The organism is Pseudomonas sp. ABa2, from assembly GCF_056676075.1.
This window is the reverse complement of sequence record NZ_CM155239.1, coordinates 1,273,398-1,299,590: the sequence shown is the minus strand read 5'-3', so window position 1 is coordinate 1,299,590 and position 26,193 is coordinate 1,273,398. Positions and strand designations below refer to the sequence as shown.

The window sequence follows — 26,193 nt, the reverse complement described above, 5'->3', positions numbered from 1 at the left end:
CCTGGATGGCCCCGCGCATCCTACATACGGGTTAGAAACAGGTCGGCGAACATCTGGCTACGCGGCAAACCGGCCATATAAAGGCGCCGCGCGAAGCTGTCGACCGTCGTGGGATGGCCGCAGAGTAAAGCGAGGGTCTGCCGCGAAACAAGGCGCAGTTCGGCCAAAGCAGCCGGCAACTGCGCCGCCGTCACCAGCTCGATCTGCAGCTGCGCATGCTCGGCAGCCAGCGCCTGCAGCTCGCCGGCCAGGTAGTGCTCGGCCGGCTCATGGGCCGCATGCAGCAGGCGGATGGCGCCGCGATGCTCCTGGCGCAGCGCCTCGCGCAGCACACCGTAGAGCGGCGCCAGGCCGGTACCGGCGGCCAGCAGCCAGAGCGGCCGCGCCTGCCAATCGGGATCGTAGTGCAGCGCGCCGCCGCGCAACTCGCCCAGGCGCAGGTCGTCACCGAGCTGCAGGCGTCGCGCGGCGTCGCAGAAGGCGCCGGGCTGGCGGCAGTCGAGATGGAATTCCAGCCAGGCGTCCTCGCCCGGCAGGCTGGCCAGGGAATAGGGCCGCGCCACGCCGTCTGCGCTCCACAGCAGCAGGTGCTGGCCGGCCTGGTAGCGCAGCCGTCGCTCGGGTTGCAGGCGCAAGCGCAGCACGCTGGGGCTCAGCCAGTCGAGGCCGACCACCCTGGCGGCCAGGCCGTCGCGTTGCGGGTCGAAGGGCTCGACCTGCAGATCGCCGCCGACCTGACACTGGCAGGCCAGGCGCCAGCCCTCGGCGCGCTTGTCGGCGGCCAGCGCCTCGGGCTGCAGGTCCAGCGGCTCGCCGGCCAGGCAGCGCACCAGGCAGGCGTGGCAGCTGCCGGCGCGGCAGCTGTAGGGCACGGCGATGCCGCCGACCAGCAGGGCATCGAGCAGATTGGCCTGTTCGGCCACCTGCAATAATTTGGCGCCAACGCGCAGTTCAGGCACCCGCTCTCTCCCAGCTGGCATCGCAGCGATTGCGGCCGCCGCGTTTGGCCTGGTACAGCGCCTGGTCGGCGCGCTGCAAGGCCTCCTCGAGGTCGTCGCCGGCGGCAAGCAGGGTCATGCCGGCGGACAGGCTGAGATTATCCACCTTTATCCCCACCGGTTCAGCCTGGGCGAAGGCTTCGCGCAGGCGTTCGCAGCAGGCGGTGAACTGGTCGGCATCGGTATTGGGCAGCAGCAGGACGAATTCCTCGCCGCCGTAGCGGGCGATGACGTCGCCGTCGCGCAGGCAGGCGCGCGCCACCGCGGCGAAAGTCTGCAGCACGCGGTCGCCGGCGGCGTGGCCATGGGCGTCGTTGATGCGCTTGAAGTGGTCCAGATCGATCAGCGCCAGGCCGTGCTGGCGACCGGCGCCGAGATGCTGCAGCTCGCGGCCGGCCAGACGGAGGAAATGCCGGCGGTTGAACAGCCCGGTCAGCTCGTCGGTGGCCACCAGGTCCTCGAGCTGGCGCATCATGCCGCGCAGGGTGTCCTGGTGCGCCTGCAGGGCGAAGCGGCGCTGACGCATGCGTTGGCGCATGGCCTGCACATAGCCGGTGAACAGGCACAGCCAGACCAGCAGGATGAACAGCACGCCGACTTGCAGCAGCGCCAGGCTGGGATCGCCGAGCTGCTCGCGGTAAGCCTGGATCAGGATCATGCCGGCGAAACCGAAGAAGGCGAACGCCGCGCAGCGCGCGAACACCCGCGGCGGCAACTGGAACACGCCGAACAGCAGGATCAGCACGTAGAACACCAGCAGGCTGCCACGCGCGCTGTCGAAGAAGGCCAGCAGCAGCGGCTGCCAGGCCAGCGCCAGGAGCACCTGCACTTCGGTCAGGCTGGGGTCTGCGAAACGCAGGTTGCGCCCGGACAGAAACAGCCAGAGCAGCACCAGCTGACTGGCAAATATGCCCAGGGTCAGCCCGACAGCCGTGGCCAGGGAACCGCGAAACAGGCCGGCGAGAACGGCGAACCAGCACACCAGCGCCATCATCGCGTAAGTGGCGAAGGCCATGGCGAAGCGCTTGAGCAGCAGGCTCTGCAGGCTGCGTTGCGTTACCCGGTGGCTGGTTGGGCTCATGGGCTCCATCCCATACTGGCATCTGGCCGTTACTCTACCCCCGTGATCACAAATTGCCTAGCGCGCCGATAACCGCCCACAGCTAGCAGCATCGACCTTCGGCGGCTGTGCCCTGTGCGACCGGCGCGCTATACTGCCGCGCCTTTTTTGTTGCCTGCCAACCCTGGCGGCAACCCAAGGGGCCGTCGCGGAGCGACGTCAAAATTGCTCCCGGCATTTTTTGTGGCCCGCCAAGCTTGGCGGCCACCTGAGCAGACCGTCGCGGGGCGAGGTGAAATACCGTTCCCGACCATTTTTCGCCGTTGCGCCGGGTCATGATTCGGCGCTTCCTTATAGATGTTCCCTGATAGAGGAGCGCCCCCATGACCGTGATCAAGCAGGACGACCTGATCCAGAGCGTCGCCGACGCCCTGCAGTTCATCTCCTATTACCACCCCGTCGACTTCATCCAGGCCATGCACGAGGCCTACCTGAAGGAAGAGTCGCCGGCCGCCAAGGATTCCATGGCGCAGATCCTGATCAACTCGCGGATGTGCGCCACCGGCCACCGCCCGATCTGCCAGGACACCGGCATCGTCACCGTGTTCATCAAGGTCGGCATGGACGTGCGCTGGGACGGCGCCACCATGAGCGTCGACGACATGATCAACGAGGGCGTGCGCCGCGCCTACAACCTGCCGGAAAACGTCCTGCGCGCCTCGATCCTGGCCGACCCGGCAGGTGCCCGCAAGAACACCAAGGACAACACCCCGGCGGTGATCCACTACTCCATCGTCCCCGGCGACAAGGTGGAAGTGGACGTCGCGGCCAAGGGCGGCGGTTCCGAGAACAAGTCGAAGATGGCCATGCTCAACCCGTCCGACTCGATCGTCGACTGGGTGCTCAAGACCGTGCCGACCATGGGCGCCGGCTGGTGCCCGCCGGGCATGCTCGGCATCGGCATCGGCGGTACCGCCGAGAAGGCCGCGGTGATGGCCAAGGAAGTGCTAATGGAGCACATCGACATCCACGAGCTGAAGGCCCGCGGCCCGCAGAACCGCATCGAGGAGCTGCGTCTGGAGCTGTTCGACAAGGTCAACCAGCTGGGCATCGGCGCCCAGGGCCTGGGCGGCCTGACCACCGTGCTCGATGTGAAGATCATGGACTACCCGACCCACGCCGCCTCCCTGCCGGTGTGCATGATCCCCAACTGCGCCGCCACCCGCCACGCCCACTTCGTGCTGGACGGCAGCGGCCCGGCCGAGCTGGAAGCGCCGGATCTGTCCGCCTACCCGGAAATCGTCTGGGAAGCCGGCCCGAGCGCGCGCCGGGTCAACCTCGACACCCTCACCCCGGAAGAAGTGCAGAGCTGGCAGCCGGGCGAGACCGTGCTGCTCAACGGCAAGATGCTCACCGGCCGCGACGCCGCGCACAAGCGCATGGTCGACATGCTGAACAAGGGCGAAGAGCTGCCGGTGGACCTCAAGGGCCGCTTCATCTACTACGTCGGCCCGGTCGATCCGGTGCGTGACGAGGTGGTCGGCCCGGCCGGCCCCACCACCGCCACGCGCATGGACAAGTTCACCCGGCAGATCCTCGAGCAGACCGGCCTGCTGGGCATGATCGGCAAGTCCGAGCGCGGCCCGATCGCCATCGATGCGATCCGCGACAACAAGGCCGTGTACCTGATGGCCGTCGGCGGCGCCGCCTACCTGGTCGCTCAGGCGATCAAGAAGTCGCAGGTGCTGGCCTTCCCCGAACTGGGCATGGAGGCGATCTACGAGTTCGAGGTCAAGGACATGCCGGTGACCGTGGCGGTCGACACCAAGGGCGAGTCGGTGCACATCACCGGCCCGGCGATCTGGAACAAGAAGATCGCCGACAGCCTGGCGGTGGAAGTGAAGTAAGCGCCCCCGCCGACGACAGACCCGGCCGCGTGCCGGGTTTGTCGTTTCTGGCCCCGCCAGCGCTAAGTGCGCATCCGCAGCGACGGTATTTTGGCTCGGCAAAATGCCACCAAACCGTCAGTCGCATTTCTCGCGCCCTTCGTCTTCCGCCCCGTCCTAGAGCGGTTCGCGCGCTATAAAAGCCCTATGCTGCAACTCCCAGAGTTCCGCCGCAGGGAGAGCGCCATGTCCAGTTTCGTCAGTTTTCTTCGCCGGCCGCTGCTGGCCGGCCTTGCCACCCTGCTGCTGAGCAGCCAACTGGCCCTGGCCGCCCCGTCGCACTCGCTGAAAGCGCCGCGGCCGCTGGTCTGGGCAGACTTTCTCGGCCTCAACGCGCAGCTGCACTGGTTCTCGGAAAGCGCCTATCGCCAGCAGATCGCCAAGCTCAAGGCGCTCAACCTGCAGTGGGTGCGCCTCGGCCTGCACTGGATGCTGCTGGAGCCGAGCCCCGGTCAATGGCGGCTGGACGAGCTCGACCGGCTGATCCAGGTGATGCACGAGGAGCAGCTCAAACCGCTGATGTACCTGGTCGGTTCGCCCGCCTTCGCCAGCTCGGCGCCGGCCGGGGCGAGCAATGTCGACCAGTACCCGCCGAGCAACCCGCAGCTGTTCGCCAGCAGCCTGGCGCACCTGGCCGGGCGCTATCCGCAGGTCCAGGCCTGGCAGGTCTGGAACGAACAGAACATCCCGCCGTTCTGGCAGCCGGCGGAAGACCCGCTGCACTATCGCCAGTTGCTGGAAAGCAGCCTCGATGCCCTCGGCGCGGTACGTCCGCAGGCCACCCAGGTGATGGGCGGCCACGCCTACTACAGCCAGATGCCGGTACGCGGCGGGCTGATGCTCGAGGCGCTGATGCACCTCGGTAGCCTCAAGCCGAACCGGGTCACCGCCTATCACCCCTACTCGCAGGAACCGGAGGGCGACGTGCCCGGTGCCGGCGACTTCCTGCTCAACGCCGGCACCCTCAACCAGCATCTGCGCCTGCTCGGCAGCGGGCCGATCTGGGCCACCGAGTTCGGCTGGTCGAGCTACGCCGGGCCGGTGGAGCTGCAGCCGATCATCGGCGAACAGGGCCAGGCCGACTACATGCTGCGGCGCCTGGCGCTGATGAGCGCAATGGACTTCGACAAGGTGTTCCTCTTCACCCTCAGCGACCTGGACGCCCGCGCCACGCCGCGCGACCGCTTCTACGGCCTGCTGCGCCTGGACGGCAGCGAAAAACCCGCCTACCTGGCGCTCAAACGCTTTCTGCAGATCGCCGGCCCGAGCCTGACACCACTGACTCCGCCGGCCTTCGCCGACGCCCCGACGGGCATGCTCAGCATCGCCTGGCAACGCGCCGACGGCCGCTGGCTCTGGCTGTTCTGGGCCCAGCAGGCCGGTACGGTGCGCCTGCAACGAAGCGGCAGCGGCACCCTGCACAACCCGCTGCGCGGCACCAGCCAGACGCTGCGCAGCAGCGGTGGCGGCATCAACGTCAACGTGACCCGCGAACTGCAGATGCTGGTGCTCTAGACGCGCGCAGGCGGCAACCGGGCATCCATAGCCATTATGTTATGGATGCCATAGCCACAATCGAATTCATCAATGTCGAGCAGTGCCCGATCATGCATCCCTGTCAGCCATATCACTCAGGGATCCCCACCATGACCATGCTCAAACGCCTCTTCCAGCAAACCCGCCCGGCCCCGAAGCCGGCAGCGCCGGCCGTGCCGGAGCATCCGAACTTCTGGATGTACCAGTGATTCAACCGGCGCCGACCACCCGCAGCGGCACCGCGCGCCCGGCCTTCTGCGCCAGGTAGCGGGTGCAGCTGACGCGTAGGAAGGAGGCGAAGTTGACCACCTCGCCGCGAAAGTCCATGACCTCGTCGTAGAGCTTGGCGATCAGCTGGTTGGTGGTCATGCCGTCGACTTCGGCGATCTCGCGCAGGATGTCCCAGAACTGGTTTTCCAGGCGCAAGGTGGTCACCACGCCGTGGATGCGCAGCGAACGCGAGCGCGATTCGTAGAGGATGGGGTCGGCCTTTACATAGAGTTCGCACATGAGCGTCGCCTCCTGGAAACTTGTGGCAGCGTCGTAGCCCGGATGCAATCCGGGGAATATCGGCAATGATGCGCCGCGGATGGCGTCCGGGCTACGGCTCGACTACAGGCGAATCTCGGTGCCGAGCAGCTTGAGGAAGCCGGCCAGCCAGGCCGGATGCGCGGGCCAGGCCGGCGCGGTGGCCAGGTTGCCCTGCACGTGAGCCTGATCCACCGGGATATCCACGTAGCGGCCGCCGGCCAGCGTCACTTCCGGCGCGCAGGCCGGGTAGGCGCTGCATTCGCGGCCCTCCAGCACGCCGGCGGCGGCCAGCAGCTGGGCGCCGTGACAGACCGCGGCGATCGGCTTGTCGGCCTTGGCGAAGGCTTTTACCAGCGCCAACACTTCGCCATTCAGGCGCAGGTACTCCGGGGCACGGCCGCCGGGAATCAGCAGCGCGTCGTAATCCTCGGCCTTGACCTTGGCGAAGTCGAAATTGAGGGCGAAGTTGTGCCCCGGCTTCTCGCTGTAGGTCTGGTCGCCCTCGAAGTCGTGGATGGCGGTGCGCACGGTCTGCCCGGCGACCTTGTCCGGACACACCGCATGCACGCTGTGACCGACCATCTGCAGGGCCTGGAAGGGCACCATGGTTTCGTAGTCTTCGGCGTAGTCGCCGACCAGCATCAGAATCTTCTTGGCAGCCATGATCGTCTCCTGGGGGTGGATGCAACGGAGCCATTATTCGCCCCTACTTGCTCCGACAGGTAACAGCCCGGTACTACTCCCGTGCGCCCGTGCAGGCCGATGGTCGTTGCCGCGGGTTGGTACGCGCGGCGCCGCCAAATCAGATGCCGATCTTGTCCAGCGCCTGGCCGACCGAGCGCCAGAAGCCGCGCTGCGGGCGCTCCCCCTGCTGGTGATGGGCAGCGATGCGAGCCGGCGGCTGCACCAGGCGGGTGGCGCCCAGTTCGCGCTCGGCCAGCTCGGCCGACACCAGCTGCAGCGGGCCATCGCCACCGCCGTCCAGGGCGCCGCTGTGCGGCGGCGGGCCGTCCTCGTCGTAGCGCAGGTAGTAGGTGCCGCCCACCGCGGCATCCAGGCTGAAGCTGGAGATCAGGGTGAAGTCCAGCGGGCCGTCGGCCAGCAGGGTCCAGAAGCTGCCGGCCAGCGGCCGGCGCATTTCCAGCCGATGGTTGGCCGCCTCGAACTCCAGCACCAGGTAGCCGTTGCTCGGTAGGCTGCCGATCAGCTGGTTGTCGAGAAACAGCCCCGGCGCCTCCAGCTCCTGATCGGCCCAGTCGTTGCGTGGACGGTACAGATAGACCAGGGCGTGGTTCTCGTCGCTCAGCGCGTGGGGGACGAAGGCTTCGCCGTCCAGGTCGCCGAAGAAGGCGCCGGGGGTCGAGCAGCCGACCAGCAGGACGGCGAGCAAGGGCAGCAGCAGGCGGCGCATCGAGCATTCCTTGTGAGGGGCATGCACGCAGCTTAGCCGGCCCGCGCACGGGCCACACCCGACAAAAGTGCGGCCTGTTCAGAAGGCGCCGTGGCGCCCCTTGCCGTCGCGAAAGCGCCGCGCGCCCTCCGCCGTCTCGCCGCTGGCCACCACCGCCAGGCCGCCGCGGAATTCGCCGGCCAGCGCCTCGCTCAGCGGCAGGTCCCACTGCGCATAGACACTGGCGCGGTCGGCCAGCAGGCAGCGCTGGGGGAAGGCGGCGAGCTGCGCCGCCAACTGCTGCGCCGCCGCCAGCGCCTGACCGGGTGCCACCACGCGGTTGACCAGGCCCATCTGCAGCGCCTCGTCCGCCGCCACCGGGCGGCCGCTCAGGATCAGATCCAGCGCCCGGCCCTGGCCGACGATACGCGGCAGGCGCACCGTGCCGCCGTCGATCAGCGGCACGCCGAAGCGCCTGCAGAACACCCCGAGCAGCGCATCCTGCGCCATCACCCGCAGGTCGGCGAGCAGCGCCAGCTCCAGGCCGCCGGCCACGGCATGGCCCTCGATGGCGGCGATCAGCGGTTTGCCGAGCTGCATGCGACTCGGCCCCATGGGCGCATCGCCCTGCTCGTCCAGGCGATTGGCACGCTCGCCGCCTTCGGCCACCGCCGCCAGGTCGGCGCCGGCGCAGAAGGTGCCGCCGCTGCCGGTCAGCACCGCCACGCGCGCTTCATCGTCCGCCTCGAAGGCGCGCAAGGCCGCGGCCAGCGCCTCGGCCGTGGGGCGGTCGACGGCGTTGCGCGCCTGCGGCCGGTCGATGCTCAGGGTGGTCACCGGGCCGTTCTTCTCGACTATCACCGACATTAAGCTGCACTCCGCTGGCTGAACGAAAAAAGGCCGGCATCGCTGCCGGCCTTCGAGCCTAATCCGCCTGCGCGGGCGCGTCAGCCCGGCTGGCCGATCAGAGGGCGTACTTGTGCAGATTCGCCATCATTTCCCGGAGCGCCTCGACGTTGTCGGCCGGGTGCGCGGCGCCCTCGAAGTCGCAGATGCGCTGCCACTGCGCGGCCACGTCGTCCGGGCTGAAGCCGGCCTTGGGGTCGAAGCCGGCGCCCAGGCTGCGCTCCCAGCGCACCTTGCCGACCCAACCGCCGCCGACCTCGAACAGGCCGCCGGTGTCCTGGCAGTTCTGGCTGCCCAGGTACACCACCAGCGGGCTGACCAGTTCGGGTTTGAGCTGCTCGAACACCTGCGGCGGAATCAGCCCCTCGGTCATGCGGGTGGCGCCGGTGGGGGCGATGGCGTTGACCAGGATGTTGTTCTTGCGCCCCTCGATGGCCAGGGTGCGGGTCAGGCCGTAGAGGCCGAGCTTGGCCATGCCGTAGTTGCTCTGGCCGAAGTTGCCGTAGATGCCGGAGGTGGACGAGGTGAAGATCACCCGCCCGTAGTTCTGCTCGCGCAGGTGCGGCCAGGCGGCGTGGGTGGTCTTGTAGGCGCCTTCGACATGGACCTTGTAGACCAGCTCCCAGTCGGCGTCCTCCATCTTGTGGAAGCTCTTGTCGCGCAGGATGCCGGCGTTGTTGACCAGCACGTCGATGCGGCCGAAGTGATCCAGCGCGGTCTGCACTATCTTGTCGCCGTCGGTCACCGAGTCGTGGTTGGCTACGGCATCGCCGCCGAAGGCCCTGATCTCTTCCACCACCTTGTCCGCCGCCGAGGCATTGGCGCCCTCGCCGTGGGTGCTGCCGCCGAGGTCGTTGACCACCACCTTGGCGCCATGGCGGGCGAACAGCAGCGCGTGGGCGCGCCCCAGACCGCCGCCGGCGCCGGTGACGATGACGACCTGATCCTCGAAACGAACCGCTTCACTCATGGCAGAAACTCCTCGGCAGTGGGCAATGGCAGCGAGTGTCACGCAGGGCCGCTGCGCTCACAACGAACCGGCCTGACGCTGAATGGTGCGCGATAAGGCGCCGGGATGGTCAGGCCGGACGGATCAGGCGCAGATGGTCGTACAGGTGCAGCACATGGGCCTGGGCGTACTCGGCGTGGCTCAGCGCGCCGTAGGCGAAATGCGGCTGCAGAGCGCCAGTGTGCGCGGCGAAGCGCTCGAAGGCGGCCTGCAGACGCTGCAGGGCAGCCGCCTGGCTGGCCGGCTCGGCCAGCGGCGCGGCGCCGGGAATCGCCTCGGTCAGCAGATGGCGCATGCCGCCACGGGCGCTGAACAGGGCGAAGGCGGCCGGGCCGAGGCTGTGGCGAAACCAGGCCGGTTTGAGCTGCGGAAAACCGTCCAGGGAATACTCGATGCTCTGCGCGCAGTGGTTGAATACTTCGCTCGGGCTCCAACCCTGCAGGCTGACCAGTGGCCGGCCGGCCAGCTCGGCCAGCAGGCGCTGCGCCGCCGCCAGTTCGACGGCAGCCGGCGCCGGGCCGCCGGGCAGCGCCCAGAAAACAGCGCCGAGGGCCGCCACGCCGCCGACGGCGGCACCTCTCAACAGGGTACGGCGCTGCATGCTGCGGTCTCCAGCCGTTGGCGAAACTCGAGGTAATGGGCGAGCACCAGCTCCGGCGCCTCGGTTTGCGGGTAGTGGCCGATGCCGTCGAGCAGCACCGTGTCGGGCTGCTCGATCAGCTCGCGGTAGCGCGCCACCATATGCGCGCCGGAGATCGGATCGACCGCGCCGTCGATCACCCGCATGGGCACCGTGGTTTCCTGCATGGCCGCCACCCAGCGTGCGCGGTTGGCGCGGCGATCGAGGATGTAGCGGATCAGCCGGTGCATCACCTTGGGCCCGTCGTTATGTGCGATCAGCGCCCAGAAGGCGTCCAGCTCGGCCTCGCTGGGCGGCGTATGCGGGCCGAACACCTTGGCGAAGTTCTGCGCCAGGGTGCGCCGCGAGAACAACCGGCCGAGCAGCGGCCCCAGCGGGCCGAGCAGCAGTTTCTGGGTCAGCACCGGATAGTGGGTCTCGGGAAACAGGCCACCGTTGAGGAACACGCAGCTGGCCAGTTGGATGCGCCCGTCCTGATGGCGGGCCAGCAGCTCCTGGGCCACGCTGTCGCCGTAGTCGTGGGCCAGCACATGCAGCGGGCGCGTCTCGCCCAGGTGGGCCAGCAGCGCCTGCTGCAGGTCGGCCTGCTCCAGCAGGCTGTAGGCATGGCCGCGCGGCTTGGCCGAGTAGCCGAAGCCGAGCATGTCGCAGGCGATCAGCCGGTACTGCTGCGCCAGCGGCTGCCACAGGCGGTGCCAGTCCCAGCTGGCGGTGGGAAACCCGTGGATCAGCAGCAGCGGCTCGGCTGCCGCTTCGCCCGCCGTCCAGTAGCGAATCGCGTGCGGGCCGAAACGCAGCTCCTGCCCCTGGGCGCGCCAGGCGTCCAGGGCGATGCCGGGCAACGCCGTCACTGCGCGTAGCCCGGGTTGCAGCGGTCGAGCTTGCGCAGCAGCGCCGGCCAGGGCAGCGCGCCGCCCATGCCCTGCGAGCTCTTCATCACCCCGGCGAGCATCGCCCGGGCGCCGTCGAGAATCTGCTGCGGGATATGGATCAGCTCGCCGCCACCGCTCTGCGCCATGACCTGGATCTCGCAGGCGCGCTGCAGGGTAAACATGCCGAGGAAGGCGTCGGCGATGCTGCCGAAGGCGGTGAGCAGGCCGTGGTTGGGCAGGATCATGAAGTTCTTCTCGCCCAGGTCGGCCTGCAGCCGCGCCTTCTCGTCATGGTTCAGCGCCACGCCCTCGTAGCCGTGGTAGGCCAGGCTGGAAAGGACGAACAGCGACTGCTGCGACAGCGGCAGCAGGCCCTGCTGCTGCGCCGACACGGCGATGCCGGCGGCGGTATGGATATGCAGCACGCAGCCGACGTCGTGGCGCACCTCGTGCACGGCGCTGTGGATGGTGTAGCCGGCCGGGTTGATGTCGAAGGGGCTGTCCATCAGTTTGTTGCCGGCCAGGTCGACCTTGACCAGGCTGGAGGCGCTGATCTCGTCGAACATCAGGCCGTAGGGGTTGATCAGGAAGTCCTCGGTGCCCGGCACCTTGGCCGAGATGTGGGTGAAGATCAGGTCGTCCCAGCCGTACAGGGCGATCAGTCGGTAGCAGGCGGCCAGGTCGACGCGGGTCTGCCATTCGGCGGCGGATACCTGGTTCTTCACGTCGGGCAGATTCAGCGGAGCGTTCACGGCGGTCACCTCGATCTTGTTGTGGTTCGGCGGTGTCCGCAGTCTAGCCGCGCATGGGCCCTGCGATAGTTGCCCTGGCAGCCAAGCTGCTGACCCTGCGGGTCAATGACCCGAGCGTACGGGCTGCGATAAGGCGTCATTCGCCGCTCTTATGGAAGGCCATGCTCCATTCTGCGTCGACAGGGCACGCGGTTTTGCAGGAGCGGATTTATCCGCGAATGTCACGGCTGAAGCCGCTTCCACGGCCAATCATCGACAAAGGGGCCTTAGAGCAGGGCGATCAGCAGCGGCGCGGCCTGCCCCCGCAGGAAGGCGGCCGCAGCGGCCAGGCGGACTTTCTCGCCGCGCTGGAACGGCGGGGCGTGGTGCGCCGGCCATTGCTGGAGTCGGATCTGCGCTGGGATATCGCCTTTATCTGGCGGCGCGACGCCTACCTGTCACGCGCGGCGCAGGCCTGGCTGGAGCTGCTGGACGAGTCCCCGGCGCCGTAGGCCGCCTGCGGGGTCAGCCCTGCAGCGCGGCGGCGAAGGCCTGCAACCAGGGCTCGGCGTCGCGTTCCGGGGTGACCGTCTCGCTGGCGTCCAGGCGCAGCATCTCCACCACTTCGCGCAGACCCAGCTCGGCGTACAGCTCGCGCACCAGCTCACCGCCGCCGCAGAAGCTGTCGTAGCTGGAATCGCCCAGCGCCAGCACCGCGCCGGGCAGCCCCTGCCAGGCCGGCAGGCGGTCGCGAATGGCACCGTAAAGCGGCAGCAGGTTGTCCGGCAGCTCGCCCATGCCGGTGGTGGAGGTCACGGTGAGAAAGGCCTCGGGGCCGAAGGCCAGCAGCTCTTCCAGGCTCAGGTTCGGCTTGTGCCAGGCCTCCAGCCCGGCGGCCTGGAGCAGGCGCTCGGCGTGGCGGGCAACTTCTTCGGCGGTGCCGTAGACCGACCCCGAGAGGATGGCGACTTTCATGACAACTCCTGAAACAGTGGCAAAGGCGGCGCATTATGCCGCAAGTGGACAGCCCGACCCGATGTTTTAGAATGCAGCGCACATACCCTGCGGAACCGCGCCCATGATCAACGCCAAACTGCTGCAACTGGTAATCGACGCCTCCAACGACGGCATCGTGGTGGCCGAGCAGGAGGGTGACGACAACATCCTGATCTACGCCAACCCGGCCTTCGAGCGCCTCACCGGCTACGCCAGCGAAGACATCCTCTACCAGGATTGCCGCTTCCTGCAGGGCGACGACCGCGACCAGCCCGGCCTGGACGCCATCCGCCAGGCGGTCAAGACGCAGCAGCCGTGCCGGCAGATCATCCGCAACTACCGCAAGGACGGCAGCGCCTTCTGGAACGAGCTGTCGATCACTCCGGTTTTCAACGAAGGCGACCAGCTGACCTACTATATAGGTATCCAGAAGGACGTCACCGAGCAGGTCGAGGCCCAGCAGCGCGTCAAAGCGCTGGAGGCGGAGCTGGCCGAACTCAGGGCACGCCTGGATAACTGACGAACGCACACAACTCTCGCTGCGGGACGCGGTCTGAAGGTGCTGGACTCTAGGTAGTATCCGCCATGCAAAGCGACCCGCTGCTGACCCAAGCCGAGTTGGATTTCATCCAGCAACTCAGCTCGCCACAACCCCGCAAACGCCGCCCCAGTGAAGCGCAAACACGGCGCCTGGCCATCGGCGCACAATTGCGCGAACTGCTCAACCAGTTGAGCAGCGACGAACAGCTCAGCCTGGACACCCACAGCGACAATCAGCACCTGAGTTTTCCCTTGCGCCTGATCCAGGACGGCCAGAGCGGTTCACGCCTGGAGCTGGACGCACCGCTGATCTTCGAGCAAGGCGTCAGCGAACGTCCATGGCGCCTGTCCCTCACCGCCCCGCTGCCCCTGCTGGACCGACGAGAGCGCCCCAGCGGCCTGCAGGTCGTGGAGCTGTCGAACAACGGCATGCTGGTGCAGCACAACAATCCCGGCAACCCGGCCAAGGATCAGCTGCTGCAGCTGCTGTTGCCGCAACAGCGCCGCGTGCAGTTGCGCGCCCGCCTGGTACGGCGCATCGGCAAGGCCCGCTACGCCTACAGCCTGCAAACCCTGCACGACGAAGACGAGCAGACGCTGCGCCAATACCTCTTCGAACAGCACAGCGACCGCCAGCGGCGCAGCGACCCGGTCACCTGAGCGCCGCCGCGGAAGAAAAAATCCGATAGCCGAAGGGGATAGGAGAGGGCTGGCTATCGGATTGCGCAGTCGGTCGAGCTTCCGCCGTGCAGCCTCAGCGGCCGCGAGTCGCGACGGTAAGCCCTACACACGATCACAATGTACAATTCTTGTACAACCAATTTTCGTCACCGACAAGCGTTTTCGCGCACGCTCACGCGCCCGGCTCCCGGCAGACGGGATAAGCGGCACGTGCGGACGGGGATCAGGTATCGAGGTGACCGGCGAGAAACTGCTGCAGACGTCGCTGCATCAGCCGCCCTTCATTGCCCAGGCAGGCAATCGGCGAACCGGCCAGGCTCTCCTCGGCCAGGTCGGCGCTGTCGCCGGCCAGCAACAGCGGGCAGTCCAGCGCCAGCGCCAGGCGCGACAGCTGCCGCGGCAGCTCGTCGCTGGGCGGCTGGTTGCTGAACAGCACCAGCGCCTGCGGCTGCATCTTCTCGCACACCAGCGGCAGCTCGGCCAACGGCTGGCCGACGCCGAGCACGCTGACGCCGATATCGAGGCTGCCCAGCAACAGCGCGGCGACCAGCAGCTCCAGCTCGCGACAATGCCCCGGCAAGGCGGCGAGCAGCACCCTTTCCTCGACGCTGCCGCGACCCAGTTGCAGGCGCTGCAGGCAACGTCCGCGCAGGAAGCTGTCGAGCAGCAGCCATTCGCTGCACTGGCCGAACTCGTCCTGGCGCAGCAGCAGGGTCTGCCACACCGGCATGAGGATGTCCTGGAACACCACCGGCAGCGGGTAGGAGGAGAAGATCTGGCCGTACAGGCGCTCCAGGCGCAGCTCGTCGAAATCGCCGAGGGCGCGGCGGACCTGCCCCTGCCACTCGCTCCATTCGCCGGCGCTGACTTCCTCGTAGGCCGGCGTCGCCGCGCTGCGAGCGCCGGCGCTCTTGGCCAGGATCTTGCCGACCTTGCTCACCGCCACGCCGCGCTCGATCCAGGCCAGGATGCTGCGCACCGCCTCGATGTCGGCCTGCGAATAAAGGCGATGGCCGCTGTCGGTGCGGGTCGGCTGGATCAATCCGTAGCGTCGTTCCCAGGCCCGCAGGTGACCGGGTTGACGCCGGTCAGGCGCGAGACTTCGCGGATCGGGAACAACTCTTCCTGTTTCAGGGCGCTGGACGCGAGCAGAGGGGCACCGGCGAGTTCAGGCATGGCTTCGGGCATCGCGGCAGAAAAGGTGCCGGCATTGTAACCCAGGCCCCGACGCGCTTACATTGTACAAAACCTGTACAAGGTATCCCCATGCGCGATCCCACCTGGCCACTCACCCTCTACTACGACGGCGCCTGCCCGCTCTGCGCCCGCGAGATCGCCCTGCTGCGCCGCCATGCCGCCCGCGAACGGCTGCAGCTGGTGAATATCGCCGCCGCGGACTTCGACCCGCAGCCGCTGGGCCTGGCGCTGTCGACCCTGCAGGCCCGCCTGCATGCACGCTGGGCCGACGGCCTCTGGCTGGTCGGACTCGATGCCAGCCTGGCCAGCTGGCAGGCCGCCGGCCTCGGCGCCTGGGTCGCGCCGCTGGGCTGGCGCGCGCTGCGCCCGCCGCTGGAGTGGGGCTATCGGCTGTTCTGCCGCCTGCGCCCGCACCTGGCGCGGCTGCCGCACCCCGATGGTGCGCGGCGCTGCCGGCAGAACGCGGCCTGCACGCCGCCACGCCCGCCATCGCACGACGCTGGCTAATTGGCGCAAAAGCGGAATAATCCTTGCTGCATTCCTACCCGGCGCATCACCCCGCGCCGCGTACGCCCCAGGCCACACCCCGGCCACGGGCCAGCTTCGAGGAGATACACGATGTCCCCGGTTACCCTGATGGTGGCGCGCCGCGTCGCCCACGGCCGCTATCACGACTTCATCGCCTGGCTGCGCGAAGGCGAACACCTGGCCACCGACTTCCCCGGCTACCTCGGCTCCGGCGTGCTGGCGCCACCGTCCGGCGACGACGAATTCCAGATCGTCTTTCGTTTCAGCGACGAGCAGACCATGGCCTCCTGGGAGCATTCCGCCTCGCGCCAGGCCTGGCTGCAGCGCGGCAGCGGGCTGTTCGCCCAGCCCCAGGAAAAACGCGCCGTCGGCCTCGACGCCTGGTTCGGCAGCGTGCACCGCCAGCCGCCGCGCTGGAAGCAGAGCATCGCCATCTGGCTGGCGTTCTTCCCGGTCTCGCTGGCCTTCAATCTGCTGTTCGGCCCGGCGCTGGGCGACCTCTCGCTGGTCGTCCGGGTGCTGCTGAGCACCCTGGCCCTGACCCCGCTGATGACCTACCTGTTCATTCCCCTGGCCACCCGCCTGCTGGCGCCCTGGCTGCTGGCCGACAGCGGGCGCCTGGACGCACGCCAGGACCTGCCCGGCAAACCCTGATCAGAGCGGCAGGCGCAACCCGGCGTGGCCCTGGTGCAACGCCGGTCGAGCGATGATTTCGTCGTGCGCCTCGCTCTGCAGCAGGTACAGAGCATCCACCCCGCACTGGCGCAGACGCCGCTTCAGCGGCGCCAGCGCCAGGCTGGGCGGCCCCAGCCAAGGGCGACGCCCGTCGGCACACAGCGCCCGCGCGCGGTAACCCGCCGCGCGCAGCACCAGCACCTCGATGCGCAGCACGCTCCCCGCGCGCCAGGCCGCACGCAACTCGCGCCAGCTCATCCACACCCCACACCTATACAGAGACAAGTTTTTTGTACATGCAAAGAGCAAATTTTCTACAGGCCAGAGAAAATTAAAAACCCTTGAAGCTCAATGAAATAGCGAAAACAAGCGCTTTTCCTGAAAAACCACAGGCGCGGCATGGTTGTACAAGTTGCCGAGCTGGTATAGCTTTACTCCAGGTTCGGCCGGTGCCGTTTCCCTACTGGTCAGGTAACCCGAAGCGGTGCCGCTGAACCCTCCCTTATTCCGCCAGGGCCCGAAATGAGCGCTGCCAGCCTTCCCATCCTGATCACCGGCGCCAGCCAGCGAGTCGGCCTGTACTGCGCCGAACGCCTGCTCGATGCCGGCCAACCAGTGATCCTCAGCTACCGCCACGAACGCGAGGGCGTGCAGCGCCTGCGTCAGCGCGGCGCCCTGTGCCTGCCGGCGGACTTTCGCGACGAGGCCAGCATCCTCGCCTTCGTCGACGCGGTGAAATGCCACACCGACGGCCTGCGCGCCATCGTCCACAACGCCTCGGACTGGCTCAGCGAGACGCCGGGCGACGAGGCGGCGGCCTTCAAGCAGCTGTTCGCCGTGCACATGCTCGCGCCCTACCTGATCAACCTGCACTGCGCCGAGCTGCTGCAGCGCGCCAGCCCGGCCGACATCGTCCATGTCAGCGACGACGTGACGCGCAAGGGCAGCGCCAAGCGCCCCGCCTACTGCGCCAGCAAGGCCGGCCTGGAGAGCCTGACGCTGTCGTTCGCCGCACGCTTCGCGCCGCACATCAAGGTCAACGGCATCGCCCCGGCGCTGCTGATGTTCAACCAGGACGACGACGCCGAGTATCGCCAGCAGACCCTGGCCAAGTCGGCGCTGGGCATCGAACCCGGCCCGGAAGCCTTCTACCTGAGCCTGCGCTACCTGCTGGACAACCCCTACCTGACCGGCACCACCCTGACCCTCAACGGCGGCCGCCACCTCAAGTGAGGCGGCGCCAAGGACAACTGCCATGCACCCACACCTGCCCCAGCACTACCGCGAGATCCTCATCGGCCTGGGCGAGAATCCCGAGCGCGAGGGCCTGCTCGACACCCCCAAGCGCGCGGCCAAGGCCATGCAGTACCTCTGCCACGGCTACCAGCAGTCGCTGGAAGAGATAGTCAACGGCGCGCTGTTCGCCTCGGACAACGACGAGATGGTGATCGTCAAGGACATCGAGCTGTACTCGCTGTGCGAGCACCACCTGCTGCCCTTCATCGGCAAGGCGCACGTCGCCTACATCCCCACCGGCAAGGTGCTGGGCCTGTCCAAGGTGGCGCGCATCGTCGACATGTTCGCCCGCCGCCTGCAGATCCAAGAGAACCTGACCAAGCAGATCGCCGATGCGATCCAGCGCGTGACCAACGCCGCCGGCGTCGCCGTGGTGATCGAGGCCAAGCACATGTGCATGATGATGCGCGGGGTGGAGAAGCAGAACTCGGTGATGAGCAGCTCGGTGATGCTTGGCGCCTTCCGCGAGTCCTGCAACACTCGCCACGAATTTTTGCAACTGATCGGACGGAACAAGTAATGCCGCGACTGGAACCCGGAATGGCGCGCATCCGCGTCAAGGACCTGCGCCTGCGCACCTATATCGGCATCAAGGAGGAGGAGATCAACAACAAGCAGGACGTGCTGATCAACCTGACCATCCTCTATCCGGCGGTCGACGCCGTGCAGGTCAACGACATCGACCACGCGCTGAACTACCGCACCATCACCAAAGCGATCATCGCCCACGTCGAGGGCAACCGCTTCGCCCTGCTCGAACGCCTGACCCAGGAAATCCTCGACCTGGTCATGGCCCACCAGGCGGTGCGCTACGCCGAGGTGGAAGTGGACAAACCGCACGCCCTGCGTTTCGCCGAGTCGGTGTCCATTACCCTGGCCGGCCACCGCTAAGCGGCGCCGCGGTCGGCTTGCCGGCCCCGCGAGGGGCTCTTATCATCGCCGCCACCGCCCGCCCCGGAGAGCCCGAGATGACCGAGCAAGAACGCCTCGAACTGGAAGCCGCCGCCTTCCGCAGCCTGGTGCAGCACCTGCGCACCCGCCCCGACGTGCAGAACATCGAGCTGATGAACCTGGCCGGCTTCTGCCGCAACTGTCTGTCCAAGTGGTACAAGGCCGCCGCCGACGACCTCGGCGTCGAGCTGAGCCCCGACCAGGCCCGCGAAGCGGTCTACGGCATGCCCTATGCCGAGTGGAAGGCCAAGTACCAGAAGGACGCCACACCCGAACAGCAGGCCGCCTTCGACAAGGGGAACAAGGCATGAGCGCCCTCGCCGACTTCCGCCGCCGCCTGCAGCAGGACGACTTCGCCTTCGCCGAGACCCTGGCCTTCGTCGCCGCGCACTACCACTACCAGCCCAGCGCCTTTCGCAACGGCGGCGTGGACAACGCCGCCGGGCAGAACGAAGGCTCGTGCAAGACCCTCGGCCTGGCCCGGCTCGAAGGCTTCAGCCTGGACGAAACCCTGCGCTGCTTCGGCGAGCACTACCGCAGCGTGCTGGCCACCCCGGACGGCAGCGACCACGGCAATATCCGCGCGCTGATGGCCCACGGCCTCGATGGCGTGCAGTTCGAGCAGGCGCCGCTGCGCCGCCAGGACTGATCCAGCCGCGCAACAATTTGCGCAACTGTCGGCAAAAGCTGACAGACATCACAAAGCCAAGCGCTTATCCTGCGCGCCATGAAGAGTCACCAGGGAAGGGGCTCGGCGCGATCCGTGCGGCACTTCCCGTGGTGCGTACACGGCATGGAGTCGCCCGATGCAGCAAACCCTAGTATGGAAACCCTGGAGCAACCCCGGCGTGGAGACCCTGCGCCTGAGTCAGGACGAGGCCGGCATCCACGCCAGCAGCCACCTGATGCAGAGCCTCAGGGCGACAGCATAGTCGCCAGCTACCTGCTCGACTGCGACCCGCGCTGGCGCTTTCGCCGCCTCTGGCTCAAGGTGGACAACCACGGCCCGCGCAAGCTCTGCCTGCAACGCGATCTCCGCGGCAACTGGCTGCACAACGGCGAGCCGCGCCCCGATCTGCAGGGCTGCCAGCACGTCATGCTGTCCGCCTCGCCCTTCACCCACACCCCGCTGCTGCAACGCTGCGCCCTGGAAACCGGGCAGAGCGACGAGGTCCAGGTGGCCTACATAGACCTGCTCAGCTTGCGGATCGAGCCGCGCCGCCAGCACTACCAGTGCCTGCAGCGCCGTCCGGGGCAAAACCTCTACCGCAGCCAGGCCGAAGGCAAGCCGAGCTGCGAGCTGACGGTGGACGACCAGGCCCTGCTGCTCAAGGCCAGCGAGCAATACCTGCGCATGAGCCAGCGCGGGCTGAAGATCAGCACCCTGGTCTAGCGCGTAGCGCTAGATCGGCAATTGCCCGAACGCCCAGCGCAGCAGGAAGAACACCAGCAGGCCGCCGCCGATGGTCGCCAGCAGATGGCGAGTGAAGGTGGCGATGGCGATGGTCGCCAGGCCGGCGAGCAGGTAGGCGTTGTCCAACGCCAGCGCCCAGTGCGTGCCGTCCGGCAGCAGCATGCCGGGCACCACGATGGCGCTCAGCACCGCCGTCGGCACGTAATGCAGGCCCTGGCGCACCAGCGGCGGGAAACGCAGGTCGGGAAAGGCGAACAGGCTGTAGCGGGTGGCGAAGGTGATCGCCAGCATGCCCAGGATCAGCAACCAGATATCCATCACACCAGTTCCTCCTGCAAGTCCGGCTCGCGCCGCTCCAGCCACACCCCGACCACAATACCGCTGGCCGCCGCGGCCATCAGCCCGAGCTTGTAGGGCAGCGCATGACAGGCCAGCGCCACCGCCGCGGCGACCAGCGCCGCCGCCACCTGTGGCTGGCTCCTGAGCATCGGCACGACGATGCCGATAAAGGTCGCCAGCATGGCGAAATCCAGCCCCCAGTCGCCGATATTCGGCACCGCCTGGCCGAACAGCACGCCGATCAGGGTGCACAGCAGCCAGTTGCCGTACATCGCCAGCGCGGCGCCGAGAAAGTACCAGTGCCGATACGGCGCGCTGTCGCCGCGGGCGTAGCGCTGCAGCACCACCGCATAGGCCTCGTCGGTCAGCCAGAAGGCCAGCGGCATGCGCCAGCGCTTGGGCAGGTGGCGCACGTAGGGCTGCAGGCTGGCGCTGTACAGGGCATGGCGCAGGTTGACCACGAAGGTGGTGAGCAGCACCACCGCCATGCCGGCGCCGCCGGCCAGCAGGCTGACGGCGATGAATTGTGCCGAACCGGCGAACACCAGCGCCGACATGCCCAGGGTCTGCCAGGGGCTGAGTCCGGCGGCGCCAGCCAGGCTGCCGAAGATGATGCCGAAGGGCATGGCGCCGAGCAGCATCGGCAGCATATCGCGGGCGCCCTGGGTGAATTCGAGATGACGGGACATGGAACCTCCTTGGGCCGCTCAGTCTAACCGGCGCCCGCGAGCAGGTTCTTGAACGATCTTGCGCCGCCAGGGGGCGCCGTGCGCAGCGAGTCGGGGCCGATCTCGCGGATTTACTGGCGACAGGCCCTGCGGTATTCGCCCGGCCCCACGCCATAGGCCTGTTTGAACTGCCGCGTCAGATGGCTCTGGTCGGCGAAGCCCAGTTGCGCGGCGACGCCGGCCGCGCTGCAGCCGCCCTTGAGCAGGGCGCGCGCCTGCTCCAGGCGGCGCTGCTTGAGCCAGGCATGCGGCGGCAGGCCGGTGGCGCGGCGAAACACCCGGGCGAAGTGAAAGGGCGACAGATTGACCGCCGCCGCCAGCGCCTCCAGCGACGGCGGCTCGCTCAGCTGGCTGGCCAGCAGTTCCTTGGCCAGCGCCACCGCCCGCGGTTCCTGGCCGACGCCACGCGGCGCCGGCTGGCGCGCGTAACGCTGCAGCAGCTCGAGCATCGCCTCGCGCCACAGGGTCTGACGCTGCAGCGCCTCGCTGTGCGGATCCTCCAGCAAGCGGTGCAGTGCGCTCAACCGCGACGCCAGGACCGGATCATGGTGCACGCTGTCGTGGAACATCGGCGGCGCAGCCGGCGGCAGCTCGAGTTCGGCCAGCAGCGCCTCGAAGGTGCCGGGCTGCGGGTAGAACACCCGGTACTGCCAGCCCTGCTCGACGCCCTTGGAACCGGTGTGCACCTCGTCCGGATTGAGCAAGGCGATGCTGCCGGCGCCCGCCAGGTGGTCGACGCCGCGATAGCGATAGCGCTCGGCGCCGGCTTCGAGCACGGCGATCACATGGCCGTCGTGCACGTGCGGGGCGAAACGGTGCTCGATGAAGCGCGCGGACAGCAGCTCCAGCCCGTGCAGATCGTCGCTGGCGCTGAACCGAGCGCGTTCGCCTCCCGCCAATGGCTGCATGGCTCAGGCGCCGAAGCGCGCCTCCAGCTTCTCGCGCACCTGCGGCCACTCCTGATCGGTGATGCTGTACAGCACGGTGTCGTCGAGGCGGCCGTCGGCCAGGCGCCGGTGGTTGCGCAGCAGCCCCTCGCGCACGGCGCCGAGCTTCTCGATGGCGCGCTGCGAGCGCAGGTTGCTGGCGGCGGTTTTCAGTTGCACGCGGACCATGCCCCAGTTGTCGAAGGCATGCTTGAGCATCAGGTACTTGATGCTGGTATTCAGCCCGCTGCCGTGCTGGTCGCGGTCGAGCCAGGTCCAGCCGATCTCGCAGGCCGGCAGGTTGTTCATGAAGTCGCCGAAGCGGGTGGTGCCGACCAGCTGCTCGCCGAGGCGGATGACGAACGGCAGGGCGCGCAACTCGCGCAGATCGCTCAGGGCGCTGCGATACCAGTCCAGGCGCTGGGTGCCGCTCATGTACAGCAGCTCGTCGCGATTGGCCTCGGCCAGCGCCACCAGCGCCGGGATATCGGCGTCGGCCAGCGGCTCCAGGCGCAGGGCGCCGCGTTGCAGAGTCACCAGTTGCGGCTTGAACATAGGGTCCCTCCTCGGACAGCCTCGCAAGCCGGTCACGCTATCAGGCGCGCGCCTGCGGCACAATTGGCCTGCGCTGCCCCGCTCGCTGCGACCTTGGTCGCAACTGACGCGCGCGGGCTTTGGTGCAACACTGCTGCATATCGCCGCCGGCCGTGCCGGCGTTCCGTTCTCTCCTGCGTTCCGGAGTCCGCATGTCGCTGTCCCCCGGGCTGATCGCCGCGGTCGCCCTGATCTACATGGCCATCCTCTTCGCCATCGCCTTCTATGGCGACCGGCGCAGCACGCCCATGCCACCGAAGGTGCGCGCCTGGGTCTACTCGCTGTCGCTGGCGGTGTATTGCACCAGCTGGACCTTCTTCGGCGCGGTCGGCCAGGCCGCCGAACAGCTGTGGTCGTTCCTGCCGATCTACCTGGGGCCGATCATCCTGCTGCTGAGCATGCCCTGGGTGCTGCAGAAGATGGTGATGATCAGCAAGCAGGAGAACATCACCTCGATCGCCGACTTTATCGCCGCCCGTTACGGCAAATCCCAGTCGCTGGCCGTGGTGGTGGCGCTGATCTGCCTGGTCGGCGTGCTGCCCTATATCGCCCTGCAGCTCAAGGGCATCGTCCTCGGCGTCAACCTGCTGATCGGCGAGCACGCGCTGGATACCGGCACCAGTGCCCAGGACACTGCGCTGATCGTGTCGCTGGCGCTGGCGCTGTTCACCATCCTGTTCGGCACGCGCAACCTCGACGTCACCGAGCACCACCGCGGCATGGTGCTGGCGATCGCCTTCGAGTCGCTGGTCAAGCTGCTGGCCTTCCTCGCCGTCGGCGCCTTCGTCACCTTCGGCCTGTACAACGGTTTCAACGACCTGCTCGATCAGGCGCACAACACCGCCGAACTGGAGGCTTTCTGGAACGAGGCGGTGAACTGGCCGGCGCTGCTGGTGCAGACCGGCATGGCGATGATCGCCATTGTCTGCCTGCCGCGGCAGTTCCACGTCACCGTGGTGGAGAACATCGAACCCAAGGACCTGCGCCTGGCGCGCTGGGTGTTTCCCGCCTACCTGGTGCTGGCCGCACTGTTCGTGGTGCCCATCGCCCTGGCCGGGCAGATGCTGCTGCCGGCCGGTATCACCCCGGACTCCTTTGTCATCAGCCTGCCGCTGGCCGAGGCCCATCCGGGTCTGGCGGTGCTGGCCTTCATCGGCGGCGCCAGCGCCGCCACCGGCATGGTGATAGTCGCGTCCGTCGCCTTGTCGACCATGATCTCCAACGACATGCTGCTGCCCTGGCTGCTGCGCCGGCAGAGCACCGAGCGGCCGTTCGAGGCCTTCCGCCACTGGATGCTCACCGCGCGCCGGGTCAGCATCGTGCTGATCCTGCTGCTGGCCTACGTCTGCTACCGCCTGCTCGGCGAGGGCGCCAGCCTGGCCACCATCGGCCAGGTGTCGTTCGCCGCCATCGGCCAGCTGGCGCCGGCAATGTTCGGCGCTCTGGTGTGGAAACAGGCCAACCGCCGCGGCGTGTTCGCCGGACTGATCTTCGGCGCCCTGTTGTGGTTCTACACCCTGGTCCTGCCGCTGGCGGCGCGCGGCATGGGCTGGTCGCTGGCCAGCTTCCCCGGGCTGAGCACCCTGCTCTACGCGCCCATCGGTCTGCAGGTCGACCCGCTGACCCGCGGCGTGGTGCTGTCGCTGGCCGGCAACCTGCTGCTGTTCGCCTGGGTCTCCTGGTTCTCCCGCACGCGGGTGTCGGAGCACTGGCAGGCCGGGCGCTTCATCGGCCATGACCTGGGCACCAAACCGAGCAACCGCAGCCTGCTGGCGGTGCAGGTCGAGGACCTGCTGCTGCTGGCCAGCCGCTTCGTCGGCGAGGAGCGCGCGCGGCAGAGCTTCGTGCGCTTCGCCGAGCGCCAGGGCAAGCCGTTCGAGGCCAACCAGCCGGCCAACAGCGAATGGATCGCCCACACCGAACGCCTGCTGGCCGGCGTGCTCGGCGCCTCCAGTACCCGCGCGGTGGTCAAGGCGGCCATCGAAGGCCGCGAGATGCAGGTCGAGGACGTGGTGCGCATCGTCGACGAGGCGTCCGAGGTGCTGCAGTTCAATCGCGCCCTGCTGCAGGGGGCGATCGAGAACATCACCCAGGGCATCAGCGTGGTCGACCAGAACCTGCGCCTGGTGGCCTGGAACCACCGCTACCTGGAGCTGTTCGACTACCCCGAGGGGTTGATCTACGTCGGCCGGCCGATTGCCGAGATCATCCGCTTCAACGCCGAACGCGGCATGCTCGGCGGCGGCGACGTCGAGGAGAACGTGGCCAAGCGCCTGTACTGGATGCGCCAGGGCACCGCGCACAGCTACGAGCGGGTATTCCCCAACGGCCGGGTGATCGAGCTGATCGGCAACCCCATGCCCGGCGGCGGCTTCGTCATGAGCTTCACCGACATCACCGAATTCCGCGAGGCCGAGCGTGCGCTCAAGGAAGCCAACGAGAGCCTGGAGCGACGGGTCGCCGAGCGCACCCAGGAGCTGTCCAAGCTCAACCAGGCGCTGACCGAGGCCAAGGCCCACGCCGAGGCCGCCAACCAGTCGAAGACGCGCTTTCTCGCCGCGGTCAGCCACGACCTGATGCAGCCGCTCAACGCCGCGCGGCTGTTCTCCGCGGCGCTGGCTCACCAGGACGAGGCGCTGCCGCACGAGGCCCAGGAGCTGGTGCGCCACCTGGACAGCGCGCTGCGCTCGGCCGAAGACCTGATCACCGACCTGCTGGACATCTCGCGCCTGGAGAACGGCCGCATCGCCCCGGACCGCCACCCCTTCGCCCTCTCCAGCCTGTTCGACACCCTCGCCGCCGAGTTCGGCGTGCTGGCCGCCGAACAGGGCATCGACCTGCGCGTGCGCGGCAGCCGCCAGTGGATCGACAGCGACAGCAAGCTGCTGCGGCGCATCCTGCAGAACTTTCTGACCAACGCCTTCCGCTACGCCAAGGGCCGCGTGGTGCTCGGCGTGCGCCGCGAGGGCCAGCATCTGCGCCTGGAGGTGTGGGACCGCGGCGCCGGCATCCCCGAGGACAAGCGCAAGGTGATATTCGAGGAGTTCAAGCGCCTGGACAGCCACCAGACCCGCGCCGAGAAGGGCCTGGGTCTGGGCCTGGCGATCGCCGACGGCCTGTGCCGGGTGCTCGACCACCGCCTGGAGGTGCGTTCCTGGCCGGGCAAGGGCAGCGTGTTCAGCGTCAGTGTGCCGCTGGCGCGCCAGCCGGCGGCCAAGCCCAAGGCGGCGGTCGGCAGCGAGCTCAACGGCCAGCCGCTGCAGGGCACCCAGGTGCTGTGCATCGACAACGAGGACAGCATCCTCACCGGCATGCACAGCCTGCTGTCGCGCTGGGGCTGCCAGGTGTGGACGGCGCGCAACCGCCTGGAATGCGAGCACCTGCTGAGCGAGGACGTGCGCCCGCAACTGGCGCTGATCGACTACCACCTCGACGAGGGCGAGACCGGCACCGAGCTGATGGCCTGGCTGCGCACGCGCCTGGGCGAACCGGTGCCCGGCGTGGTGATCAGCGCCGACGGCCGCCCGGAGCTGGTGGCCGAGGTGCATGCCGCCGGCCTCGACTACTTGCCCAAGCCGGTCAAGCCGGCCGCCCTGCGCGCCCTGCTCAGCCGTCATCTGAGCCTGCGCGGCTAAGCCCGCGATTCGCCGCTGTGAAGCGACTTCCGCGCGCGGCGCGGATGCCATCCGGGGAGTGCCTGCCCCGGCGG

Annotated in this window: 30 protein-coding genes and 2 pseudogenes; 15 read left to right on the top strand and 17 right to left on the bottom strand. The window is 68.1% G+C overall.

Annotated features, from left to right (window positions below; genetic code table 11):
- Positions 1-20: 20 nt before the first annotated feature.
- Both AC1G9C_RS06235 and AC1G9C_RS06230 read right to left on the bottom strand, forming a co-directional pair.
- Entirely contained in the window at positions 21-959 is a 939-nt protein-coding gene (locus tag AC1G9C_RS06235) for an iron-sulfur-binding ferredoxin reductase (RefSeq protein ID WP_480409710.1), read from the bottom strand.
- Positions 952-2,079: a GGDEF domain-containing protein gene (locus AC1G9C_RS06230; RefSeq protein ID WP_122108738.1), complete on the bottom strand. Its 1,128-nt coding sequence runs from the start codon at positions 2,077-2,079 to the stop codon at positions 952-954. The genes AC1G9C_RS06235 and AC1G9C_RS06230 overlap by 8 nt, the downstream gene beginning before the upstream one ends.
- Before the next feature lie 362 nt (positions 2,080-2,441).
- Here AC1G9C_RS06230 and AC1G9C_RS06225 point away from each other — a divergent pair, with 362 nt between their 5' ends.
- Together AC1G9C_RS06225 and AC1G9C_RS06220 are read left to right on the top strand one after the other, a co-directional pair.
- The gene (locus tag AC1G9C_RS06225) at positions 2,442-3,965 is read left to right on the top strand and encodes a fumarate hydratase (RefSeq protein WP_021442401.1); all 1,524 of its coding nucleotides are present in this window, start codon (positions 2,442-2,444) and stop codon (positions 3,963-3,965) included.
- A gap of 225 nt (positions 3,966-4,190) precedes the next feature.
- A complete protein-coding gene (locus AC1G9C_RS06220) occupies positions 4,191-5,519 on the top strand; it encodes a glycoside hydrolase 5 family protein (RefSeq protein WP_480409709.1) in 1,329 nt (442 codons plus the stop codon).
- A 231-nt stretch (positions 5,520-5,750) separates the two neighbouring features.
- Here AC1G9C_RS06220 and AC1G9C_RS06215 read toward each other — a convergent pair whose 3' ends face one another.
- The 8 genes from AC1G9C_RS06215 to AC1G9C_RS06180 form a co-directional block, all read right to left on the bottom strand.
- Positions 5,751-6,050, bottom strand: coding sequence for a ribbon-helix-helix domain-containing protein (locus AC1G9C_RS06215; RefSeq protein WP_021442219.1), 300 nt, complete (start codon positions 6,048-6,050; stop codon positions 5,751-5,753).
- Positions 6,051-6,152: 102 nt separating this feature from the next.
- Positions 6,153-6,737 carry a DJ-1/PfpI family protein gene (locus AC1G9C_RS06210; RefSeq protein ID WP_397498394.1) on the bottom strand — a complete coding sequence of 195 codons (585 nt, stop codon included), beginning with the start codon at positions 6,735-6,737 and terminating at the stop codon, positions 6,153-6,155.
- A gap of 136 nt (positions 6,738-6,873) precedes the next feature.
- Complete coding sequence (locus AC1G9C_RS06205) at positions 6,874-7,482, bottom strand: DUF2846 domain-containing protein (RefSeq protein ID WP_457787735.1); 609 nt, start codon at positions 7,480-7,482, stop codon at positions 6,874-6,876.
- Positions 7,483-7,560: 78 nt separating this feature from the next.
- Positions 7,561-8,328, bottom strand: coding sequence for a crotonase/enoyl-CoA hydratase family protein (locus AC1G9C_RS06200; protein ID WP_480409708.1), 768 nt, complete (start codon positions 8,326-8,328; stop codon positions 7,561-7,563).
- Positions 8,329-8,425: 97 nt separating this feature from the next.
- Entirely contained in the window at positions 8,426-9,337 is a 912-nt protein-coding gene (locus AC1G9C_RS06195; protein ID WP_457787737.1) for an SDR family oxidoreductase, read from the bottom strand.
- A gap of 109 nt (positions 9,338-9,446) precedes the next feature.
- On the bottom strand, positions 9,447-9,977 hold the full coding sequence (locus tag AC1G9C_RS06190) for a DUF1569 domain-containing protein (protein ID WP_480409707.1): 531 nt from the start codon (positions 9,975-9,977) through the stop codon (positions 9,447-9,449).
- A complete protein-coding gene (locus AC1G9C_RS06185) occupies positions 9,956-10,867 on the bottom strand; it encodes an alpha/beta fold hydrolase (RefSeq protein WP_480409706.1) in 912 nt (303 codons plus the stop codon). Before AC1G9C_RS06185 ends, AC1G9C_RS06190 begins: the two co-directional genes overlap by 22 nt.
- A complete protein-coding gene (locus AC1G9C_RS06180; RefSeq protein ID WP_397498330.1) occupies positions 10,864-11,640 on the bottom strand; it encodes a class II aldolase/adducin family protein in 777 nt (258 codons plus the stop codon). Before AC1G9C_RS06180 ends, AC1G9C_RS06185 begins: the two co-directional genes overlap by 4 nt.
- Before the next feature lie 293 nt (positions 11,641-11,933).
- On the opposite strand from AC1G9C_RS06180, the pseudogene AC1G9C_RS06175 reads away from it, so the two are divergent.
- Positions 11,934-12,131 (top strand): annotated as a pseudogene (locus AC1G9C_RS06175) (LysR substrate-binding domain-containing protein); the annotation flags it as partial.
- A gap of 13 nt (positions 12,132-12,144) precedes the next feature.
- Here AC1G9C_RS06175 and AC1G9C_RS06170 read toward each other — a convergent pair.
- Positions 12,145-12,594 carry a flavodoxin gene (locus tag AC1G9C_RS06170; protein ID WP_021443845.1) on the bottom strand — a complete coding sequence of 150 codons (450 nt, stop codon included), beginning with the start codon at positions 12,592-12,594 and terminating at the stop codon, positions 12,145-12,147.
- Positions 12,595-12,697: 103 nt separating this feature from the next.
- Here AC1G9C_RS06170 and AC1G9C_RS06165 point away from each other — a divergent pair, with 103 nt between their 5' ends.
- Entirely contained in the window at positions 12,698-13,135 is a 438-nt protein-coding gene (locus tag AC1G9C_RS06165; protein WP_397498332.1) for a PAS domain-containing protein, read from the top strand.
- A gap of 65 nt (positions 13,136-13,200) precedes the next feature.
- A complete protein-coding gene (locus AC1G9C_RS06160; RefSeq protein ID WP_397498333.1) occupies positions 13,201-13,815 on the top strand; it encodes a PilZ domain-containing protein in 615 nt (204 codons plus the stop codon).
- Positions 13,816-14,059: 244 nt separating this feature from the next.
- On the opposite strand, the pseudogene AC1G9C_RS06155 reads toward AC1G9C_RS06160, so the two are convergent.
- Positions 14,060-15,012, bottom strand: a pseudogene (locus AC1G9C_RS06155) (MerR family transcriptional regulator).
- 90 nt (positions 15,013-15,102) lie between these two features.
- Between AC1G9C_RS06155 and AC1G9C_RS06150 the strand changes: the two are divergent.
- Positions 15,103-15,540 carry a thiol-disulfide oxidoreductase DCC family protein gene (locus AC1G9C_RS06150; protein ID WP_480409705.1) on the top strand — a complete coding sequence of 146 codons (438 nt, stop codon included), beginning with the start codon at positions 15,103-15,105 and terminating at the stop codon, positions 15,538-15,540.
- A gap of 111 nt (positions 15,541-15,651) precedes the next feature.
- Positions 15,652-16,215 (top strand): antibiotic biosynthesis monooxygenase, encoded by a 564-nt coding sequence (locus AC1G9C_RS06145; RefSeq protein ID WP_021445783.1) that lies wholly within the window; start codon positions 15,652-15,654, stop codon positions 16,213-16,215.
- Here the strand turns inward: AC1G9C_RS06145 and AC1G9C_RS06140 are convergent, their stop codons facing one another.
- Positions 16,216-16,494, bottom strand: coding sequence for a DUF6482 family protein (locus tag AC1G9C_RS06140; protein WP_457787744.1), 279 nt, complete (start codon positions 16,492-16,494; stop codon positions 16,216-16,218).
- 264 nt (positions 16,495-16,758) lie between these two features.
- Here AC1G9C_RS06140 and folM point away from each other — a divergent pair, with 264 nt between their 5' ends.
- The 7 genes from folM to AC1G9C_RS06105 all read left to right on the top strand — a co-directional run bounded on the left by folM (position 16,759) and on the right by AC1G9C_RS06105 (position 19,876).
- A complete protein-coding gene (folM, locus tag AC1G9C_RS06135) occupies positions 16,759-17,469 on the top strand; it encodes a dihydromonapterin reductase (protein ID WP_480409704.1) in 711 nt (236 codons plus the stop codon).
- A gap of 22 nt (positions 17,470-17,491) precedes the next feature.
- Positions 17,492-18,052 (top strand): GTP cyclohydrolase I FolE, encoded by a 561-nt coding sequence (gene folE / locus AC1G9C_RS06130; RefSeq protein WP_457787745.1) that lies wholly within the window; start codon positions 17,492-17,494, stop codon positions 18,050-18,052.
- Positions 18,052-18,423: a dihydroneopterin triphosphate 2'-epimerase gene (gene folX / locus AC1G9C_RS06125; protein ID WP_031303127.1), complete on the top strand. Its 372-nt coding sequence runs from the start codon at positions 18,052-18,054 to the stop codon at positions 18,421-18,423. Before folE ends, folX begins: the two co-directional genes overlap by 1 nt.
- Positions 18,424-18,500: 77 nt before the next feature.
- The gene (locus tag AC1G9C_RS06120) at positions 18,501-18,794 is read left to right on the top strand and encodes a DUF1244 domain-containing protein (protein WP_021444042.1); all 294 of its coding nucleotides are present in this window, start codon (positions 18,501-18,503) and stop codon (positions 18,792-18,794) included.
- Positions 18,791-19,132 carry a HopJ type III effector protein gene (locus tag AC1G9C_RS06115; protein WP_480409703.1) on the top strand — a complete coding sequence of 114 codons (342 nt, stop codon included), beginning with the start codon at positions 18,791-18,793 and terminating at the stop codon, positions 19,130-19,132. Before AC1G9C_RS06120 ends, AC1G9C_RS06115 begins: the two co-directional genes overlap by 4 nt.
- A gap of 157 nt (positions 19,133-19,289) precedes the next feature.
- Entirely contained in the window at positions 19,290-19,415 is a 126-nt protein-coding gene (locus tag AC1G9C_RS06110) for a hypothetical protein (protein ID WP_480410447.1), read from the top strand.
- Positions 19,412-19,876, top strand: coding sequence for a putative glycolipid-binding domain-containing protein (locus AC1G9C_RS06105; RefSeq protein ID WP_480410390.1), 465 nt, complete (start codon positions 19,412-19,414; stop codon positions 19,874-19,876). The genes AC1G9C_RS06110 and AC1G9C_RS06105 overlap by 4 nt, the downstream gene beginning before the upstream one ends.
- Before the next feature lie 9 nt (positions 19,877-19,885).
- On the opposite strand, the gene AC1G9C_RS06100 is transcribed toward AC1G9C_RS06105, so the two are convergent.
- The 4 genes from AC1G9C_RS06100 to AC1G9C_RS06085 form a co-directional block, all read right to left on the bottom strand.
- Positions 19,886-20,215, bottom strand: a complete 330-nt coding sequence (locus AC1G9C_RS06100; RefSeq protein ID WP_480409702.1) for an AzlD domain-containing protein — start codon at positions 20,213-20,215, stop codon at positions 19,886-19,888.
- Positions 20,215-20,925, bottom strand: coding sequence for an AzlC family ABC transporter permease (locus tag AC1G9C_RS06095; protein WP_021444038.1), 711 nt, complete (start codon positions 20,923-20,925; stop codon positions 20,215-20,217). Before AC1G9C_RS06095 ends, AC1G9C_RS06100 begins: the two co-directional genes overlap by 1 nt.
- 110 nt (positions 20,926-21,035) lie before the next feature.
- Positions 21,036-21,872, bottom strand: coding sequence for an AraC family transcriptional regulator (locus AC1G9C_RS06090; RefSeq protein WP_480409701.1), 837 nt, complete (start codon positions 21,870-21,872; stop codon positions 21,036-21,038).
- Between the two features lie 3 nt (positions 21,873-21,875).
- On the bottom strand, positions 21,876-22,445 hold the full coding sequence (locus AC1G9C_RS06085; protein WP_480409700.1) for a GNAT family N-acetyltransferase: 570 nt from the start codon (positions 22,443-22,445) through the stop codon (positions 21,876-21,878).
- Positions 22,446-22,636: 191 nt separating this feature from the next.
- Between AC1G9C_RS06085 and AC1G9C_RS06080 the strand changes: the two genes are divergently transcribed.
- Entirely contained in the window at positions 22,637-26,119 is a 3,483-nt protein-coding gene (locus AC1G9C_RS06080) for a hybrid sensor histidine kinase/response regulator (RefSeq protein ID WP_480409699.1), read from the top strand.
- Positions 26,120-26,193 lie beyond the last annotated feature (74 nt).